This is a genomic window from Massilia sp. Dwa41.01b, from assembly GCF_014171775.1.
Taxonomy (GTDB): domain Bacteria; phylum Pseudomonadota; class Gammaproteobacteria; order Burkholderiales; family Burkholderiaceae_D; genus Telluria.
This window is the reverse complement of the sequence record NZ_CP050454.1, coordinates 610336-628176: the sequence shown is the minus strand read 5'-3', so window position 1 is coordinate 628176 and position 17841 is coordinate 610336. Positions and strand designations below refer to the sequence as shown.

General features: G+C 65.1%; 14 protein-coding genes and 4 pseudogenes. 6 read left to right on the top strand and 12 right to left on the bottom strand.

Annotation, left to right across the window (positions count from 1 at the left end; all coding sequences use genetic code 11):
- Window positions 1–96: 96 nt before the first annotated feature.
- Complete coding sequence (locus tag G4G28_RS02835) at window positions 97–600, bottom strand: YqaA family protein (protein WP_182990771.1); 504 nt, start codon at window positions 598–600, stop codon at window positions 97–99.
- Between the two features lie 194 nt (window positions 601–794).
- Between G4G28_RS02835 and ilvA the strand changes: the two are divergent.
- The 5 genes and pseudogenes from ilvA (at window position 795) to rapZ (ending at window position 6398) form a co-directional block, all read left to right on the top strand.
- Window positions 795–2326 (top strand): annotated as a pseudogene (ilvA, locus tag G4G28_RS02830) (threonine ammonia-lyase, biosynthetic).
- Between the two features lie 345 nt (window positions 2327–2671).
- On the top strand, window positions 2672–3502 hold the full coding sequence (gene queF / locus G4G28_RS02825) for an NADPH-dependent 7-cyano-7-deazaguanine reductase QueF (RefSeq protein ID WP_182990770.1): 831 nt from the start codon (window positions 2672–2674) through the stop codon (window positions 3500–3502).
- A 356-nt stretch (window positions 3503–3858) separates the two neighbouring features.
- The gene (locus G4G28_RS02820; RefSeq protein WP_182990769.1) at window positions 3859–4341 is read left to right on the top strand and encodes a PTS sugar transporter subunit IIA; all 483 of its coding nucleotides are present in this window, start codon (window positions 3859–3861) and stop codon (window positions 4339–4341) included.
- Between the two features lie 45 nt (window positions 4342–4386).
- Window positions 4387–5322 carry an HPr(Ser) kinase/phosphatase gene (gene hprK / locus G4G28_RS02815; RefSeq protein ID WP_182990768.1) on the top strand — a complete coding sequence of 312 codons (936 nt, stop codon included), beginning with the start codon at window positions 4387–4389 and terminating at the stop codon, window positions 5320–5322.
- A 212-nt stretch (window positions 5323–5534) separates the two neighbouring features.
- Window positions 5535–6398, top strand: coding sequence for an RNase adapter RapZ (gene rapZ / locus G4G28_RS02810; protein WP_182990767.1), 864 nt, complete (start codon window positions 5535–5537; stop codon window positions 6396–6398).
- A 311-nt stretch (window positions 6399–6709) separates the two neighbouring features.
- Here rapZ and G4G28_RS02805 read toward each other — a convergent pair.
- The 8 genes and pseudogenes from G4G28_RS02805 to G4G28_RS02770 all read right to left on the bottom strand — a co-directional run bounded on the left by G4G28_RS02805 (window position 6710) and on the right by G4G28_RS02770 (window position 13431).
- Window positions 6710–7797, bottom strand: a pseudogene (locus tag G4G28_RS02805) (enoyl-CoA hydratase/isomerase family protein).
- Window positions 7798–7929: 132 nt separating this feature from the next.
- On the bottom strand, window positions 7930–8283 hold the full coding sequence (gene hpf / locus G4G28_RS02800) for a ribosome hibernation-promoting factor, HPF/YfiA family (RefSeq protein WP_182990765.1): 354 nt from the start codon (window positions 8281–8283) through the stop codon (window positions 7930–7932).
- Between the two features lie 61 nt (window positions 8284–8344).
- Window positions 8345–9821: pseudogene (locus tag G4G28_RS02795) on the bottom strand (RNA polymerase factor sigma-54).
- A 29-nt stretch (window positions 9822–9850) separates the two neighbouring features.
- On the bottom strand, window positions 9851–10612 hold the full coding sequence (gene lptB / locus G4G28_RS02790) for an LPS export ABC transporter ATP-binding protein (RefSeq protein WP_229425414.1): 762 nt from the start codon (window positions 10610–10612) through the stop codon (window positions 9851–9853).
- A complete protein-coding gene (gene lptA, locus G4G28_RS02785; RefSeq protein ID WP_183108007.1) occupies window positions 10612–11223 on the bottom strand; it encodes a lipopolysaccharide transport periplasmic protein LptA in 612 nt (203 codons plus the stop codon). Before lptA ends, lptB begins: the two co-directional genes overlap by 1 nt.
- 15 nt (window positions 11224–11238) lie before the next feature.
- Window positions 11239–11841, bottom strand: a complete 603-nt coding sequence (gene lptC / locus G4G28_RS02780) for an LPS export ABC transporter periplasmic protein LptC (RefSeq protein ID WP_229425413.1) — start codon at window positions 11839–11841, stop codon at window positions 11239–11241.
- 16 nt (window positions 11842–11857) lie between these two features.
- A complete protein-coding gene (locus G4G28_RS02775; protein WP_229425412.1) occupies window positions 11858–12409 on the bottom strand; it encodes an HAD family hydrolase in 552 nt (183 codons plus the stop codon).
- Window positions 12409–13431, bottom strand: coding sequence for an SIS domain-containing protein (locus tag G4G28_RS02770; protein ID WP_183108006.1), 1023 nt, complete (start codon window positions 13429–13431; stop codon window positions 12409–12411). Before G4G28_RS02770 ends, G4G28_RS02775 begins: the two co-directional genes overlap by 1 nt.
- A gap of 97 nt (window positions 13432–13528) precedes the next feature.
- Between G4G28_RS02770 and G4G28_RS02765 the strand changes: the two genes are divergently transcribed.
- Window positions 13529–15508 carry a monovalent cation:proton antiporter family protein gene (locus G4G28_RS02765; protein ID WP_182990763.1) on the top strand — a complete coding sequence of 660 codons (1980 nt, stop codon included), beginning with the start codon at window positions 13529–13531 and terminating at the stop codon, window positions 15506–15508.
- Between the two features lie 213 nt (window positions 15509–15721).
- On the opposite strand, the pseudogene G4G28_RS28800 reads toward G4G28_RS02765, so the two are convergent.
- From G4G28_RS28800 to G4G28_RS27870, 3 genes and pseudogenes are all read right to left on the bottom strand, one after another.
- Window positions 15722–16839: pseudogene (locus tag G4G28_RS28800) on the bottom strand (DUF484 family protein).
- Between the two features lie 99 nt (window positions 16840–16938).
- The gene (locus tag G4G28_RS27875; protein WP_308601708.1) at window positions 16939–17322 is read right to left on the bottom strand and encodes an MOSC domain-containing protein; all 384 of its coding nucleotides are present in this window, start codon (window positions 17320–17322) and stop codon (window positions 16939–16941) included.
- Window positions 17310–17786 carry an MOSC domain-containing protein gene (locus G4G28_RS27870; RefSeq protein ID WP_308601707.1) on the bottom strand — a complete coding sequence of 159 codons (477 nt, stop codon included), beginning with the start codon at window positions 17784–17786 and terminating at the stop codon, window positions 17310–17312. The genes G4G28_RS27875 and G4G28_RS27870 overlap by 13 nt, the downstream gene beginning before the upstream one ends.
- Window positions 17787–17841 lie beyond the last annotated feature (55 nt).

Here is a 17841-nt window from a genome sequence, read left to right as displayed (position 1 = left end):
AGACCGATCACGCGTCGCTTGAACGCGCAGGCGGCGCATATGCCCCGTAGGTGCAGGCTCCGGGCGGAGCCGCCTACCCTACATCGCCGCGTCCGCCTACCCGGTCACCTGCGTGATCATGTCGCCCACCCGCTTCCAGAATCCGTCCGGCACATACAGCAGCACCGCCGTCATCGTCAGGTAGCGCCCGAACTTCCCGATCGCCATGTACATCACGCTCGACCAGAACGGCAGGTGCAGCCAGCCGGCCAGCGTGCACAAGGGGTCGCCGATGCCGGGCACCCAGGACAGCAGCATGGTTTTCGAACCGTATTTCGCCAGCCAGCCGAACCAGCGGCTCTGGCGCTCCCTGGCGAAGGCGATCTTCGCGCGGTAGCCGAGGTAGTAGTCGACCGCGCCGCCCAGGGTATTGCCGATCGTGGCGACGATGATCGCCGGCCAGAACATGGCCTCGTTGGCCTTCACGACGGCGAACACGGCCGGCTCGGAGCCGAGCGGCACCAGGGTGGCCGACACGAACGCGATGAGGAATACCGATGTGAGACCGACTGTGGGAGCGGCAAGGACCTTGAGCAGCCAAAGGACGGCGGTTTCGATCATCGGTGGAATTTCGAGTGGGAGGTGTTTATTATAGAGATGAAAACTCATCGCCCCGACACGATACGGTGCGCTGTCACCCAGCGCCGCGTATCGCACTGCACACCCCGGTCATCCGCCAAGGGAACACAGTCTCGCGTCACAGGAACCAGGACACTGGCCGCCCATTCACGCCTGCCCCGCTTTTTGACCCGACCATGACCATCGACTACCTGAAAAAAATCCTCACCGCCCGCGTCTACGACGTGGCCGAGGAAACCCCGCTCGAACTCGCCCCTACCCTGTCCCAGCGCTTCGGCAACCGCATCTATTTCAAGCGCGAAGACATGCAGAGCGTCTTCAGCTTCAAGCTGCGCGGCGCCTACAACAAGATGGCGCACCTGCCCCAGGAAGCGCTGGCGCGCGGCGTGATCTGCGCCTCGGCCGGCAACCATGCGCAGGGCGTGGCCCTGTCGGCCTCCCGCCTCGGCTGCCGGGCCCTGATCGTCATGCCCACCACCACTCCCCAGGTGAAGATCGATGCCGTCAAGGCGCGCGGCGGCGCAGCGGTGGAAGTCGTGCTGCACGGCGACTCGTATACCGACGCCTACCACCACGCCCTCATCCTCGAACGCGAGCAGGGTTTGACGTTCGTGCATCCGTTCGACGACCCCGACGTGATCGCCGGCCAGGGCACGATCGGCATGGAGATCCTGCGCCAGCATTCCAGTCCGATCCACGCGATTTTTGTTGCCATCGGCGGCGGCGGCCTGATCTCCGGCATCGGTGCCTATGTAAAAGCGGTGCGGCCGGATATCCGCATCGTCGGCGTGCAGAGCGTCGACTCGGACGCGATGGCCAGGAGCCTGCAGGCCGGAGAGCGCGTGACGCTGCCGGACGTCGGCCTGTTCTCCGACGGCACCGCCGTGCGCCTGGTGGGCGAAGAGACCTTCCGCGTGGCGCAGCAGGTGGTGGACGAGATCATCCTGGTCGACACCGATGCGATCTGCGCCGCGATCCAGGACGTGTTCGGGACACGCGCAGCATCCTCGAGCCGGCCGGCGCGCTGGCGGTGGCCGGCGCCAAGGCTTACCTGGAGCGCGCGCAGGCGGCAGGACAGGCGCTGCGCGAACAAAGCCTGGTGGCCGTGGCCTGCGGCGCCAACATGAATTTCGACCGCCTGCGTTTTGTCGCCGAGCGCGCCGAACTGGGCGAAGCGCGGGAAGCCGTGTTCGCGGTCACGATCCCCGAGCAGCGCGGCAGCTTCCGCCGCTTCTGCGCCCTGGTCGGCCCGCGCAACGTCACCGAGTTCAACTACCGCATCAGCGACGAACGCCAAGCCCACATCTTTGTCGGCGTGCAGGTGGGCAGCCGCGGCGAATCGAAGCTGCTGGCACGTACCTTCGAGGAGCACGATTTCCCCACGCTCGACCTCACCCACGACGAACTGGCCAAGCTGCACGTACGCCACCTCGTCGGCGGCAAGAGCGCACTGGCGCGCGACGAATTGCTGTACCGCTTCGAATTCCCCGAGCGCCCCGGCGCGCTGATGCGCTTCCTCGACAGCATGGCGCCGAACTGGAATATCTCGCTTTTCCACTACCGCAACCAGGGCGGCGACGTCGGGCGCATCCTGGTCGGGCTGCAGGTGCCGGCCGGGGAGATGGGCGAGTTCCGCGAATTCCTGGCGACGCTGGGCTACCGGTATTGGGACGAGAGCGGCAATCCGGTGTACAAGCTGTTCTTGTAACAATGCAAGCGCGATGAAGCCTGTAGGGTAGGCGGCTCTACCCGACCATCAGATCATCGCTTACCTTGGCGCCGCCTACGCGTTCAAGCGCCCTCGGAAAACTCGCACCCGTTCATGCGTGCGCTGAACGCGTAGGCGGCGCATGCGTTCACCATGTTCAGCCGTCGCAGTCGAGCCGCCTACCCTACGCCTTGTGCACGCGTCACGTGTCTCTCCGCACCGCAAGCAACCCCGACGCGCAGCACCCGCGATTAAGGTGTACGATACGCCGCTTTGCCGCCGCCGGCCCGGCATTCATTACGCGCGAGCAAGCTTTCGCGCGGTGCCGGCGTATCGAGAGAGACCATGAACAATACCCCCGATCAATCGCCCCTTGGCAAATCCTCCGCCTACCAGACCGAGTACGCGCCGGAGCTGCTATTCCCGATTTCGCGCCAGCAAAAGCGCGACGAGCTGGCCATCGCCGGCACGATGCCCTTCTTTGGCCTGGACATCTGGAATGCCTACGAATTGTCGTGGCTGAACATGCGCGGCAAACCGCAGATCGCGATCGCCACCGTCAGCGCCCCGGCGGATTCGCCGAACATCGTCGAGTCGAAGTCCTTCAAGCTCTACCTGAATTCCTTCAACCAGACCCGGGTCGCGGGCATCGAGGCCCTGCAGGCGCTGCTGCGCGAGGACCTGTCGAACGCCTTTGGCGCGCCGGTCCACATCACGCTGACGGAACCGGAAGGTTTCGGCAAGCTCAAGATGGGCGAGCTGGAAGGCCTGTCGCTCGACCGTCTCGACATCGACGTCGACAACTATGCCCCCGCGCCGCACTTGCTGACTGCCAATTTCGAGGAAGCCCCGGTTGAAGAAACCCTGGTGTCGAACCTGCTCAAGTCGAACTGCCTGGTGACGGGCCAGCCCGACTGGGGCAGCGTGCAGATCCAGTACGCCGGCCCGCAGATCGACCAGGAAGGCCTGCTGCGCTACCTGATCGGCTTCCGTGAACACAACGAATTCCACGAACAGTGCGTGGAACGCATCTTCATGGACATCCTGCGCCAGTGCAAGCCGAGCAAGCTGTCGGTGTATGCCCGTTATACCCGCCGTGGCGGCCTCGACATCAATCCATGGCGCGCCAATTTCAGTACAGGCCGTCCCCATAACCTGCGCGGCGCGCGCCAGTAGGCACTGCGCCATTACAGCCGGGTTCGCCGTACCTTTTGCGCCACAGAAACTGACGAGAAAACAACAGTTACAGAGTGTTTGAATTTTGCACAAATTTTGTGCAAATACAGGGAAAAGACGGCAAAACCGGCCCCGCTCCCGCGATTCACCCAGCGCGCATTACTTTTCGTATCAGAAATTGCGCCACCTCTTGTGGAAGCGCAAACAAGCCTTTGCGCACGGCTGACCAGAGGCTCGAAACGCGGGCCGGACGGGGGTAGCATACCGACGCGAAATCGCAAGCCACGGCCGGGAAACAGGCCTATAATTCTGCACGGCAAGTGGCCTGTTGTGCGCCGCAACATTTGAAGCGTGTTATGACCAATCTCAGCAAAATCCTTTCGCTTGAAAACGTCCAGCTCGATATCGAAGTGTCGAGCAAGAAACGTGCTTTCGAGCAGGCCGGACTCATCTTTGAAAACAATTGCGGCATTGCCCGTTCGACCGTGACGGACAACCTGTTCGCACGCGAACGCCTCGGTTCCACCGGACTCGGGCATGGCGTCGCGGTGCCCCACGGCCGCGTCAAGGGCAGCAAGAGCCTGAAGAATCCGATCGCCGCCTTTGTCCGCCTGGCCTCGCCGATTCCCTTCGAATCGCCCGATGGCCAGCCGGTCAGCCTGCTGTTCTTCCTCTTGATTCCTGACCACGTGACCCAGCAGCACCTGGAAATCCTGTCGGAAATCGCCGAGCTGTTCTCGGACGAGGCGATCCGCACGGCGCTGGCTACCGATGCCGATCCGCGCAGCGTGCACGAGCGTATTATCAACTGGCAACCAAGCTTGCAGGCCATGGGTTAAACTTGGGGGGCCGACTCTTCCAGGCCTTCCCTACCGACCAAGACCATGCTGCAGACTCCCCTCACTATCCAACGGCTGTACGACGATAACCGGGACAGCCTGCAACTGGGCTGGTTTGCCGGTTTTCCCGGTGGCGAGCGGCTGATCTCGGGCGACGTCGCCTCGGCCGCCGACCAGGTCGGCCACCTGAATCTGATCCACCCGGGCCGGATTCAGGTGTTTGGACACCAGGAACTGAATTACTACACCCGCCTGAAATCGAGTTCGCGCAGCCACGTGATTGGCGAACTCATCGGCGGCGGCCCGCCGGCGCTGATCATCGCGCAAGGCCTGGAAACGCCGCCCGACATCCTCGCCATCTGCGACGAGCAGAACATCCCCCTGTTTTCCACGCCGCTGCCGGCCGCCCAGGTAATCGACTTCCTGCGCGTGTATCTGTCGAAAAAGCTGGCGCAGCGCGTGATCATGCATGGCGTCTTCATGGACGTGCTCGGTGTCGGCGTGCTCATTACCGGTGACTCGGGCCTGGGCAAGAGCGAGCTCGGCCTGGAGCTGATCTCGCGCTCGCACGGCCTGGTGGCCGACGATGCGGTGGAATTCTCGCGCATCGCGCCGAACATGATCGAAGGGCGCTGTCCGCCGCTGCTGCAGAACCTGCTCGAAGTGCGCGGCCTGGGCCTGCTCGACATCAAGGCGATTTTTGGCGAGACCGCCGTGCGCCGCAAGATGCGCCTGAAACTGATCGTCCACCTGGTCAAACGCGGCGTGCTCGACGAGGAAGTCGAGCGCCTGCCCTTCCACTTCCCGACCGAGGAAGTGCTGGGCCTGCCGATCCGCAAGGTCGTCATCCCCGTCGCCGCCGGCCGCAACATCGCGGTGCTGCTCGAAGCGGCCGTGCGCAACACCATCCTGCAACTGCGCGGCATCGATACGCTGCAGGAGTTCATGGAACGCCAGAGACAGGCGATGAGCGGCGATTGAATTTCGTAGGGTGGGCGGGGCCGCCGAGGCGCCCCGTGCCCACGCGGACATCGGCGTCGCGTTGGCGCATCGTTCCGCGTGGGCACGGAGTGCCCACCCTACGCTCCATATTTCGCTCAACGCACACGATCAGCCTGTATTGACGCCGATTCCGCGAAATTTCGCGGGCACCCGTCCGTCACAAGCCCTTGCCGTTGCGGTATCATCGAGCCATGCACATCGTACTCATCACCGGGATTTCCGGATCGGGCAAATCGGTTGCCCTGAAAGTCATGGAAGACGCGGGTTACTACTGCGTCGACAACCTGCCGCCGGCACTGTTGCCGCAGCTGGTAAAGGCCGTGCGCGGCGAAGGCACGCGCGAGCTGGCCGTCGCCGTCGACGCGCGCAGCTCGGAATCGCTGACCGAACTGCCGCTCACCGTGCGTGCCCTGAAAGAAGAAGGCCACCAAGTAAAAGTGATCTTCCTGACCGCGAGCACCCATTCGCTGGTCGCGCGTTTTTCGGAAACCCGGCGCAGCCATCCCCTGTCGCACGCGCTGCGCCCCGGCGAAAATCCGGCATCGCGCCGCACCCTGATCGAGTGCATCGCCGAAGAGCGCGAGCGCCTGGCCGCCATCGAAAACCTGGGCCACGTGATCGATACGTCCGAGGCATCGGCCAACAAGCTGCGCGCCTGGATCAAGGAGCTGGTCGATGTGCAGCATGCGCCGCTGACCCTGTTCTTCGAATCCTTCGCCTTCAAGAAGGGCGTGCCGCTCGACGCCGACTTCGTCTTCGACGTGCGTGCCATTCCGAACCCGTATTACGACCTGTCGCTGCGCCCGCTGACCGGCAAGGACGCGCCCGTGATCGCCTTCCTCGACGCCCAGCCGAGCGCCACCGACATGCTGGAAGACATCCTCAAGTTCGTGAAAAAGTGGCTGCCTTCGTTCAAGACCGATAACCGCAGCTACCTGACGGTGGCCGTCGGCTGCACCGGCGGCCAGCACCGCTCGGTCTACATGGCCGAACGCCTGGCGGCCTATTTCGGCGACACCGAGCGTGTCGTGCTGCGGCACCGCGAGCAGTCGTAGAGGCCTGATCCATCCGGCCCGCGTTCGCGGCCGGGTTCGCGTAGGGTGGACGGCTCCACCCGGACAGGTGCATCGACGCGCCCTCAACGCCGTCCACGCGTTCAAACCCAGCGTGTGGGAACGCGGCCTCTCACGAAGCCGGTTGAACGCCAACGCGAGCGGCGCGACGTTTCCAGCGCCGGTTGAACGCGTAGGCGGCGCATACGCAGCCTGATAATTTTCTACCAGGTGTAGCCGCCTACCCTACGACTGCGCATCCGTACGACCGCGTGGGCACGGAGTGCCTCGCCGGCCGCGCCCACCCTGCAGGGTCAAGCCAGATGCCGCAGCGGATGCGCGTGATCCGGCCACACAGGCTCGAAGAAGCGCGCCACCATCTCGGGCGTGACTTCCTCCAGCGTCGGCGGATTCCATTTCGGCGCATTGTCCTTGTCGATCACCAGCGCGCGCACGCCTTCGAGCACTTCGCCATGCTCGAAATTGCGGCGCACCAGCGAGCGTTCCATGCGCAGGCACTCGGCTACGTCCATCGAGGCGCCCTGCTTCAGCATCTCGAGCGTCACGCACATCATCAGCGGCGAGCGCTGGCGCATCGCGTTCAAGGCCTTCTGGGCGAAGGGGCTGTCGTCGCCCGCGAGCGAAGCCATGATGGCGTCGACCGAACCGGCGCCGAAGTGGCGGTCGATCGCAGCGCGCGCGCGGTGGCCAGGGCGCTTTCTCCGGCCTGGGGGGCGAAACCGGCAGCAAAGGCGCGGATCGATTCGGCCAGCTGCGCACCGGGCGTCGACGCGATCAGCGCGTTCAGTTCACCCAGCTGCGCGCTCGGCACGAACAGGTCGGCCAGGCCGACATACAGGGCGTCGGCTGCGCCGATCGTGAGACCCGTCAGGCCCAGGTAATTGCCCAGCTGGCCAGGGGCGTGCGACAGGAAATGGCTGCCGCCCACATCCGGGAACAGGCCGATGTTCACTTCCGGCATCGCCATCTTCGTGCGCTCGGTCACGATGCGCAGGCCGGTCTCCGGGCCGCCCTGGGCGATGCCCATGCCGCCGCCCATCACCACGCCGTCCATGATCGCGATATACGGTTTCGGGTAGAAGTGGATCAGGTGGTTCAGCGCGTATTCCTCGGTAAAGAAGTCTTCCAGCAGCGCGCTGTCGCCCATCGGCGTGGCGTGGCCGGCTTCGTGGAAGAAGCGGATGTCGCCGCCGGCGCACAGGGCTTTCTCGCTGCTGCTGGTGAGGACAACGGCAGCGACATCGGCGTCGTCGCGCCAGGCCAGCAGGATCTCGGTCAGGCGGCGCACCATCGCCAGCGACAGCGAATTGAGGGCCTTCGGGCGGTCGAGGGTGATCACCCCGGTGCCATTGGCAACGCGGGTCAGGACGTGGTCGGTCATGGTGGATGATGTGATGGAAAAGACATGCATTTTACAGAACAGGGAGCGCTCCCGGTGCGCCATGAAGCGGCGGGCTCAAAATGAAAAGGGCGCCCTCCCGGCGCCCTCGTTCAGATGATACTTGGCTTGCGATCAGAGGGCAGCAGCCTCTCCGCTATCCGGACGGCGCTTGAGCGACTCGTGATTATGGTTCTGCAGCATCGATTTGTATTTGACGACCTGGCGGTCCACCCTGTCCATCAACAGGTCGATCGCGGCGTACAGGTCGTGCGCCACGCTTTCCACGTGCACCATCTTGCCTGACATATGCAGGTTGATCTCGGCTTTCTGCCTTTTTTCTTTTTCGGTGAGATTGTCGATCGCGAGGATGACGTGGGAGTCGATCACTTGGTCGAAGTGGCGGGTGATGCGTTCGAGCTTGTTCTGTACGTACTCTCGGATGGCGGGGGTGACTTCGAGGTGGTGGCCACTGATAGTGAGATTCATACACACTCCTTTGAGAAGATAGCGGCCGCCGCGTTACGCATTGTGCATAAGGGTGCCGCTGTTACAAGGATTTGCGGAGACTGACTGGGGGAATCTTGAGTGCCTCACGGTATTTGGCAACCGTGCGGCGCGCGATGACCATGCCTTGTTCACCGAGCATTTCCGCGATCTTGCTGTCGGATAATGGGTTCCTGGGGTCCTCTGCTCCTGTCAGTTGCGCAATGAGCGCCCGTATCGCTGTTGACGATGCTTCGCCCCCCGCTTCGGTGGCGACATGGCTTCCGAAGAAATATTTCAACTCAAACATGCCGTGCGGGGTCAGCATGAATTTCTGAGTTGTGACACGAGAAATCGTGCTCTCGTGTAGGCCTAGTGTATCAGCTATCTCGCGAAGCACAAGGGGACGCATGGCAACCGCGCCATGGCTGAAAAAGTTGCGCTGGCGCTCCACAATGGCCTGCGAAACACGCAGGATCGTGTCGAAACGCTGGCGCATATTCTTGATGAGCCACTTGGCTTCCTGCAGCTGCGCGCTCATCTGCGCCTCGCCTTTTCCCTGCTTGAGCAGGGCCGCATAGAGGTTGTTCACGCGCAGGCGCGGCATGACTTCGTGGTTCAGCGTGACGGTCCAGCCGGCGCCGTTCTTGCGGACGATAACGTCCGGAACCACATAGTCCGAGGTGCTGGCCGCGAAGGCGGCGCCCGGGTGCGGATTGCAGCGGCGGATCACGGCTTGCGCTTCGCGCAGGTCTTCGTCGTCGCAGTCGAGCGCCTTTTTCAGCTTGGTGAATTCGCGCTGGGCGAACCAGGTCAGGTAGCCCTCGACGATTTTCAGGGCCATGCGCCGCGTCACCAGCGGCACGCCCGGCATGGCGCGGATCTGCAGCGCCAGGCATTCACCGGCACTGCGCGCGCCGACGCCGGTCGGATCCAGGCTCTGCACCAGCGCCAGCGCGCAGCGCAGCTCATCCATCTCGACTTCCAGCTCCTCGGGCAGGCGCGCGTGGATCTCATCGAGCTGCTCTTCCGGTAGCCGTTGTCGTCGATGGCGTCGATCACGAGTTCGGCCAGCGCGCGGTCGCGCGCCGTCACGCCGGTGACGCGCACCTGCTCGGACAGGTGCTCGCGCAGCGTGACCCCGCCCGCTTCCAGCTGCGGCCGGCCATCCTCGTCGTCGCTGCCGCTGTTCGATGCGCGGCTGGATTCTCCCAGTCGCCATCGGACTCGCCGCGCTCGACATCGCCGCCGCCGTCAGGCGCGTCGCCGCCCTCGCCCGCAGGCGCAGCTTCCTCGCCGCCCGGTGCCGGCGCGGGTGCCTCGCCCCGGGCCGGACCATTCTGGATGGCGCCGTCGGCCAGCAGCCGCACCGAACGGTCGAGCGGATCGTCGAGCCGCTCGAGCAGGGGATTGTCGTGCAGGATCTGCTCGATCTCCTGCTGCAATTCGAGCGTGGACAGCTGCAGCAGGCGGATCGACTGCTGAAGCTGCGGCGTGAGCGCCAGGTGCTGCGAAGTCCGGAGTTGCAGGGATTGTTTCATCGCTTCTTGCTGTGTCGTTGCTGCCGGGCTTACATGCGGAAGTGTTCGCCCAGGTAGACGCGGCGAACCGATTCGTCGGCGATGATGTCGTCAGGGCGGCCCGAGGCCAGGACGGCGCCCTGGTTGATGATGTAGGCGCGGTCGCAGATGCCCAGCGTTTCGCGCACGTTGTGGTCGGTGATCAGGACGCCGATGCCGCGCTCCTTCAGGAAGCGCACGATGCGCTGGATCTCGATCACGGCGATCGGGTCGACGCCGGCGAAAGGTTCGTCGAGCAGCACGAAGCGCGGATTGGTGGCCAGCGCGCGCGCGATCTCGACGCGGCGGCGCTCGCCGCCCGACAGCGACAATGCAGGATTTTCGCGCAGCTTCTCGATCTGCAGTTCGGCCAGCAGCGAATCGAGGCGCTCGTCGATGGCGCTTTTCGACAGCGGCTTGCCCTCGTCGGTGCGCTGCAGCTCGAGCACGGCGCGGATGTTGTCCTCGACCGTCAGCTTGCGAAACACCGAAGCTTCCTGCGGCAGGTAGGACAGGCCGAGCACCGCGCGGCGGTGGATCGGCAGGCTCGAGATGTCGGTGCCGTTGATCTCGATCGAGCCGGCGTCCGACGGCACCAGGCCGACGATCATGTAGAACGAGGTGGTCTTGCCGGCGCCGTTCGGTCCCAGCAGGCCGACGACTTCGCCGCATTTCACCTGCAGCGACACATCGCGCACGACCAGCCGCTTGCCGTAACTTTTCTGCAGCCCCTGGACCACCAGGGTGCTGCCCTTCTCGCTTGCTGCCATCATTATTGTTTTCCCGCCGCTGCCGCCGACGGCGTCGGTGCGGGCGCCGGGGCGGCCGGCGCCGCTGCCGCCGCCGGTGCCACGCGCCGCGGCGCGATGATCAGGGTGCCGCGTCCACCGCCTGCCTTGCTTTCGCCGCTGGCGTCGTTGCGCACGGAGGCGACTTCCTTGCGGTTGTCGTAGGAGATGAAGGGACCGTCGATCTCGTTGGTCAGGCGGCCGTTTTCCAGCTGGCGCACGTTCGCCTTCGAGAACAGCTTGACGATCTCGCTGCGCTCGTCGTATTCGATGCGCTCGGCCTGGCCTTCCATCCACAGGTCGGGGCCGCCGTCGCGCTTCTGGCGGAAAGTGGCGACCTTGCCCGGCGCCGCGATCAGCGTCACGTGCAGGTAGCCTTCCGGCGTTTCCTTGACCAGGGCGCGCTCGGACTTGAGCAGCAGCGTGCCGCGCGTGACGACCACGTTGCCGGTCAGGATGCGCGTCTGCGTGACTTCGTCCATGTCGGCGTTATTGAAATCGATGACGGCCTGCTTGAGCGAATCGGCGCGCTCGGCGTGGGCCGGCAGCGACAGCAGCGCCAGGGCAGCGGCGGTGGCGGCGAGGATGTTTTTCATGTTTGCTCGTTCCTGTTATTGGTTGGGTGCGGCTTGTCCCCGCGGCGGATAGACGATCTGGCCACGGCCGCCCAGGTGCAGCTTCTGGGTGGGATTCTCGGCCACCATGCCGACGGCTCTCACCTTCGCCGCGCCCAGCGTCATCTGCACCGGGCGGCTGGTCTTGACGATTTCGTCGTCGACCAGCACGGTCAGCGCCTCGGTGCGCGCGTGCATCGCCTGGCTCGTGGGCGTGGCCGGACGCACGATGTTCACGTCGTCCATCAGTTCCACGCGGTTCTCGCCATGGAAGACCTGGGCGCGTTGCGCGCGCATGCTCATGCGCGGACGTCCCGGCGCCATGCTGTCAACGATCGGCCGCGTGACTTCGGAGACGTCGTTATCGGGATGGTGCACCAGCTTGGCGCCGGACATCACATAGCGCGGCGCGCCGGACTCGGTCATGCGCACGAAGCTGAAGTTCTCGACGATGTAATCGGGCTCGGTCAGCGAATTGACGGGGTTGGCGCCGTCGCCGGCCTGGATCGCCTGCAGCAGCCAGAAGCTGCCGAAGGCGAAGAACACGGCCGTGAGCATCAGCGCCAGCAGGCGCCAGCGGTGCGCGGTACGCTTGTTCACGTAGGCCGCCATCCGGTCACGCGAAATACGGGGCAAGCACCCGCTCGTAGTTGCCCTGGGCGCGCAGCACCAGGTCGCAGACCTCGCGCACGGCACCACGGCCGCCGCCGGCTTTCGTGACGTAGTGGGCGCGGTGCTGCACTTCCGGGTGCCCGCTCGGCACCGTCACGGCAAAGCCAACTTTCGACAGCAATGGCATGTCGATGACGTCGTCGCCGATGTAGCCGCATTCCTCGGCAGTGACGCCCGTCTTCGCCAGCAGCTCGGCAAAGGCGATGCGCTTGTCGTGGAAGCCCTGCCAGACGTGGGTGATGCCCAGGTCGCGTGCACGGGCGTTGACGATGGGCGAATTACGCGCGCTGATGATGGCCGTGGCCACGCCCGACTTCTGCAGCAACTGGATACCCAGGCCGTCGAGCACATTGAAGGTTTTCGTGACTTCGCCGTCGGGACCGTAGGTCAGGCTGCCGTCGGTGAGGATGCCGTCGACGTCGAAAATCATGACCTTGATGCGCGCGGCGCGCTCGACGTGGGCCAGCGGGGTCAGCGCGTTCATGAGCTCACTCATCAGATCACCTTGGCGCGGGTCAGGTCGTGGATGTGCAGCGCGCCGACGAGCACGCCGTCGCTGTCGACCACCAGCATCTGGTTGATGCGGAATTCTTCCATGATGGCGACGGCGTCCACGGCCAGCTGGTCGGGGTGCACGGTGCGCGCGCCGACGTGCATGACGTCGCGGATGGTGAGCTTGGTGAAATCCTGCTCGCGTTCGATCAGGCGGCGCAGGTCGCCGTCGGTGAACACGCCGAGCGGATGCATGGCGCCGTCGACGATGGCGGTCATGCCCATGCCCTTCTGGCTGACTTCAAGCAGGGCTTGCGCCAGCGGCAGCTCGGGCGCCACGGCGGGGATCGCGTCGCCGCTGCGCATGACGTCGCGCACATGGGTCAGCAGGCGGCGGCCGAGCGCGCCGCCCGGGTGCGAACGCGCAAAATCTTCTTCGCGAAAACCGCGCACGTCCAGCAGCGCCACGGCAAGCGCGTCGCCCAGCGCCAGGGTGACGGTGGTACTGGCGGTCGGCGCGAGGTTCAAGGGGCAGGCTTCCTTCGCAACGGAAATGTCGAGGTGAACGTCGGCGAGCAGCGCCAGGCGCGACTGCGGCCGCCCGGTCATGGCGATCAGGGGCGCGCCCATGCGTTTGACGACCGGCAGGATGTCCATCAGTTCCGACGACTCGCCGGAATTGGAGATGGCGATGAAGACGTCTTGCGCCGTCACCATGCCGAGGTCGCCATGGGCGGCTTCGCCCGGGTGCACGAACATCGCCGGGGTGCCGGTGGAGGCCAGGGTCGCGGCGATCTTGCGCGCGATATGGCCGGACTTGCCCATGCCCGAGACGACCACGCGGCCGGTGCAGGCGTACAGCACGTTCACGGCGCGCACCAGGCTGTCGTCGGCATCGAGCCGTGCATGCAGCGCGGTGATGGCGTCGGCTTCGATCGCCAGGGTCTCGCGCGCCAGTTCCATCACGCGGCGGGACTGGCTCTCGTCAAAACTGTTCAGCATTGTTTTTTCATCGGTTACACTCATCACCGAAGTATAAACGAATTGAGAAAGCAAAAAACTTGCCAGACGTATCAAACAACGCATCCCTTACAAAAAGTTACTCTTACTTAATACTGAACGCATGGCATCTGGCCTCGAACTGACCCTGCTGCTGCTCGGCAGCGCCGTGCTGGGCGTGGTCGTGTTCCGCTCGCTGCACCTGCCGCCCATGCTCGGCTATCTCGCCGTTGGCGTGCTGATCGGCCCCCATGCGCTGGGCCTGGCCGCCGAAACCGGCGCCACCCACGCGCTGGCCGAATTCGGTGTCGTGTTCCTGATGTTCTCGATCGGCCTCGAATTCTCGCTCTCGCAGTTGCGGGCGATGCGGCGCATCGTGTTCGGACTGGGCCTGGCCCAGGTGGTATTGACGATCGTCGCCGCCATGCTGGGCGCGATCGCCTTTTCCATCTGGGCCCCTGGCCTGCACGTGGGCTGGCAGGCGGCCTTTGCCCTTGGTGGCGCGCTGGCCATGTCTTCCACGGCGATCGTCGTGAAGCTGCTTACCGAGCGCCTGGAACTGGAAAGCGAGCATGGGCGCCGCATCATCGGCATCCTGCTGTTCCAGGACCTGGCCGTGGTGCCGCTCCTGATCCTGATTCCCGCATTGGCGCGCAATCCCGAAGACCTGGCACCGACCCTGGCCTGGGCCGGCGTCAAGGCGGCGGCGGTGCTGGCGCTGCTGCTGTTCTTCGGACAGAAACTGATGCGCGGCTGGTTCACGCTGGTGGCCAAGCGCCGCTCGCAGGAACTGTTCATGTTGAACCTGCTGCTGGTGACGCTGGGCGCGGCCTGGATCACCGAGCGCGCCGGCCTGTCGATGGCGCTGGGCGCCTTTGTCGCCGGCATGCTGATCTCCGAAACCCAGTTCAAGCACCAGGTCGAAGAAGACATCAAGCCCTTCCGCGACGTGCTGCTCGGCCTGTTCTTCATCACCATCGGCATGCTGCTGAACGTACGCCTGGTGCTGGAACATTGGTGGCTGGTGCTCCTTTTGCTCGTTCTCCCTGTTCTGCTGAAATTCGCGCTGATCGCCCTGCTGGCGAAAGCCTTCGGTTCATCCGACGGCGTGGCGATGCGCACCGGTCTCGCGCTGGCGCAGGCCGGCGAATTCGGCTTCGTGCTCTTGAACATGGCCTCCGGCTCGAAACTGATCGACCCTTTCCTGATGCAGCTGGTGCTGGCCTCGATGGTGCTGTCGATGCTGGTCGCGCCGCTGGTGATCGCCAACTCCGACAAGATCGTGATGAAGATCGCCTCGAACGAGTGGATGATGCAGTCGCTGCAGCTGACGCAACTGGCGAGCCGCACGATGGCGGCGCAAAAGCACGTGATCCTGGCCGGCTTCGGGCGCAGCGGCCAGAGCGTGGCCACGCTGCTCTCCGACGAAAAACTGCCCTGGTACGCGCTCGACCTGGACCCGGAAAGGGTGCAGGAAGCGCAGGCCGCGGGTTCGAACGTGTCGTATGGCGACGCCGGCCGGCGCGAAGCCCTGATCGCGGCCGGCATCAACCGGGCCAGCGCCTTGGTGATCACCTTTGCCGACACCCGCGCGGCGCTGAAAGTGCTGCACCTGGTGCACGAGCTGGCGCCTTCGCTGCCGGTAATCGTGCGCAGCCACGACGACAGCGACCTCGATGTGCTGCGCCAGGCGGGTGCGACGGAAGTGGTGCCGGAAGCGCTCGAGAGCAGCCTGATGCTGGCCTCGCACGCGCTGGTGGTGGTGGGCGTACCGCTGCGGCGCGTGGTGCACCGGGTGCAGAGCGCACGCGACGAACGCTACGCGGCGCTGCGTGGCTACTTCCACGGCTCCAGCGACGTCAGCGACGACCCCGAGCACATGTACGTGCGCCTGCATTCGGTGGTATTGGGCGAGGATGCACAGGCGGTGGGCCGGCGCATCGACGAACTCGGACTGGAGGAACTGGGCGCCGAAGTGAGCGGCATCCGGCGCGAGCGCGTGCGCATCGAACCGGCGCCGGAGACGGTGCTGCAGGCGCGCGACGTGGTGGTGCTGCGCGGCGGCGCCGATGCGGTGACGCGGGCGGAAGGACGGTTGTTGTAGGGTAGCGCCGACATCGCAACCGGCACGTAGGGTGGACGGCTCCACCGATCCGGCGGTTGAACACGCGGCCGTGGCGCCGTCCACCCGTTCAACCCACGTTCGAGATAGTGCGGCCGAGCACACGTGCGTTGAACGCGTGGACGGCGCCCATTGTGCGATCCATCAAATGTCCGGACGAAGCCGTCCACCCTACGGTGCATCCGGCACAAGCGGCTACCCCGCCGTGACCACCCGGTTGCGTCCCGCTTCCTTCGCCTGGTACAGCGCGGCATCGGCCTGCGCCACCAGTTGCTGGGCCACGCCTTCGATGGCGTGGTCGCGGGCGTAGTCGTCCAGCACCGACACGCCGATCGACACCGACACGTTCAGGTACTGGCCGCCGGCCAGGTCGATCGGCCGGTCGGCGATGCCGGCGCGGATGCGGTCGGCCACCATCGCCGCCGCGTCGAGATCGGCGTCGATCAGCAGCACGACGAATTCCTCGCCGCCGAAGCGCGCCAGCGCGTCCGACAGGCGCAGTTCCATCTTGATACGCGAGGCCACCTCGCGCAGGACATCGTCGCCGCCCTGGTGGCCGACCGTATCGTTGACGGCCTTGAAATGGTCGACGTCGATGAACATGAAGGAAATCCGGTAGCCCTGGCGCCGCGCGCGGGCGATTTCCTCGACCAGGCGGCGGTCGATGTAGCGGCGGTTGTAGATGCCGGTCAGCGGGTCGGTCAAGCCGATGTACTTCAGCATCTCGTTGCTGATCACGTTTTCCAGGCAGATGGCGATGATCGAGGCCATGTGCTCGATGAATTCGGTGCCGTGCGTCGCCGTGAAGCGCTGCGGGTCGAAGCTGCCCAGGTTCAGGCTGCCGATCAGGCGCTTGTTGCGCAGCAGCGGCACCAGCGCCACGCTGGTCAGGCCGGCGGGCGGCTGCGGGAAATGCGCGCCGTGCAGGACGCGTTCATAGGCCCCGGGCGCGGACGCGGCGGCGCGCCGTCGGTCGCGCCAAAACCCAGCTCGACGGCGTGCTCGCAGAACAGCAGGTCGGGCAGCAGCTCGAAGTCCACGCCCAGCTTGTGCATCACGGTATAGATGTCGGCGTCGGTATCGACCAGGGACAGGGTAACGCTGTCAAGCTCTGAAATGATGGGCAGGCGCCGGAAAATCGTGCCGACCAGCTCGGGAAAACTGGACGCGCCGACGATTTCGAGGTCGAACGCCTGGTGCCGGCACATGATGTCGTGATTGCGCTGGGCCTGCTCGAGCACATAGGTCATGCGCGCGCGCAGGGCTTCGTTCTCGGCAATCAGGTCGCGCGACGTCGCGTCCGGCTGGTGCATGATCATTCCTTTCAGCAATACCCATTACATTACGCGATCCGCCAGCGCTTGCAAACGGGATTACCGCTTTTTTCGGTTTTGAACAGCCCCGGCGCTGCCTTAAAACGACAGGCTGGTCTCGAGCACCTGGCCGATGCGCAGTTCGCCGCCCGCCCCGCCGCCCACGATGCAGTTCATGCCGACGCAGACGGCGCCATCGAGCACCGCCTTCGTGCGCCAGGCTTGCAGGATGTCGAGCGGATCCGGCCCGGGAATGCCGGTGGCCTGGTCGACCGCCGGGATCGGGCAGCGCGCGCAGGGTTTCACGGGCTTGACGACGATGTCCCCGCAGACCAGCTCGGCGAGGTAATCCTCCTCGAACGGGTCAAGGCCGTCGACCACCAGGTTGGGACGGAAGCGGTCCATCGGCACGGCCGCGCGTCCGGCCGCGCGCAGGCGGAAGTTGATCTCCTCGAGCGAGGCGGTGCCGATCAGGAGCAGCAAGGGGTAAGCGTCGGCAAAGCGTGCCGACGATGGGGCGCCGGCCGTCCATTTGGTGCTGGTCGGGCGCGCCCCTCCGCCCGGAAAACGCACCAGCCGGCAAGGCGTGCCCAGCACCTCCCGAACCATCGCGCCGCGGCGTCTCCGCAGTCGGCTGCTTCGACGAAGTCGTCCCAGATCTGCACCCGCAGCGTGGACGGCGCATCGGGCCGGGCCAGCGGCAGGCGCAGCACAGCCACGCCCGGTGCGCTTACCAGCAGGGCGCCCTCTTCCACCCGGGGCACGATTGTTGCCATGCGCGGAAACTCGCGCTGGGTCAGGAACTGGCCTTCCGGCGTGACCAGCATCCACTCGCGGTCGTGCACGCCGCTCGCCTGCAGGCCGGAAACCGAGACGCGCGCGGTGTCCACCGCCATGCCGGCGCAGGATTTGATCGGATACAGGATGAGCTGGGAGAGCGTGGCCATGGCGCAAAGGGAATCGAGGGGCCGACAGTATCGCACCAAATCCGCCGGACGAAGC

What these genes read in the sequence shown, in the direction of transcription:
- G4G28_RS02835 (WP_182990771.1), bottom strand. Translation starts at nt 600, where the DNA reads ATGATCGAAACCGCCGTCCTTTGGCTGCTCAAGGTCCTTGCCGCTCCC.
- queF (WP_182990770.1), top strand. Translation starts at nt 2,672, where the DNA reads ATGAACAATACCCCCGATCAATCGCCCCTTGGCAAATCCTCCGCCTAC.
- G4G28_RS02820 (WP_182990769.1), top strand. Translation starts at nt 3,859, where the DNA reads ATGACCAATCTCAGCAAAATCCTTTCGCTTGAAAACGTCCAGCTCGAT.
- hprK (WP_182990768.1), top strand. Translation starts at nt 4,387, where the DNA reads ATGCTGCAGACTCCCCTCACTATCCAACGGCTGTACGACGATAACCGG.
- rapZ (WP_182990767.1), top strand. Translation starts at nt 5,535, where the DNA reads ATGCACATCGTACTCATCACCGGGATTTCCGGATCGGGCAAATCGGTT.
- hpf (WP_182990765.1), bottom strand. Translation starts at nt 8,283, where the DNA reads ATGAATCTCACTATCAGTGGCCACCACCTCGAAGTCACCCCCGCCATC.
- lptB (WP_229425414.1), bottom strand. Translation starts at nt 10,612, where the DNA reads ATGATGGCAGCAAGCGAGAAGGGCAGCACCCTGGTGGTCCAGGGGCTG.
- lptA (WP_183108007.1), bottom strand. Translation starts at nt 11,223, where the DNA reads ATGAAAAACATCCTCGCCGCCACCGCCGCTGCCCTGGCGCTGCTGTCG.
- G4G28_RS02775 (WP_229425412.1), bottom strand. Translation starts at nt 12,409, where the DNA reads ATGAGTGAGCTCATGAACGCGCTGACCCCGCTGGCCCACGTCGAGCGC.
- G4G28_RS02770 (WP_183108006.1), bottom strand. Translation starts at nt 13,431, where the DNA reads ATGAGTGTAACCGATGAAAAAACAATGCTGAACAGTTTTGACGAGAGC.
- G4G28_RS02765 (WP_182990763.1), top strand. Translation starts at nt 13,529, where the DNA reads ATGGCATCTGGCCTCGAACTGACCCTGCTGCTGCTCGGCAGCGCCGTG.
- G4G28_RS27870 (WP_308601707.1), bottom strand. Translation starts at nt 17,786, where the DNA reads ATGGCCACGCTCTCCCAGCTCATCCTGTATCCGATCAAATCCTGCGCC.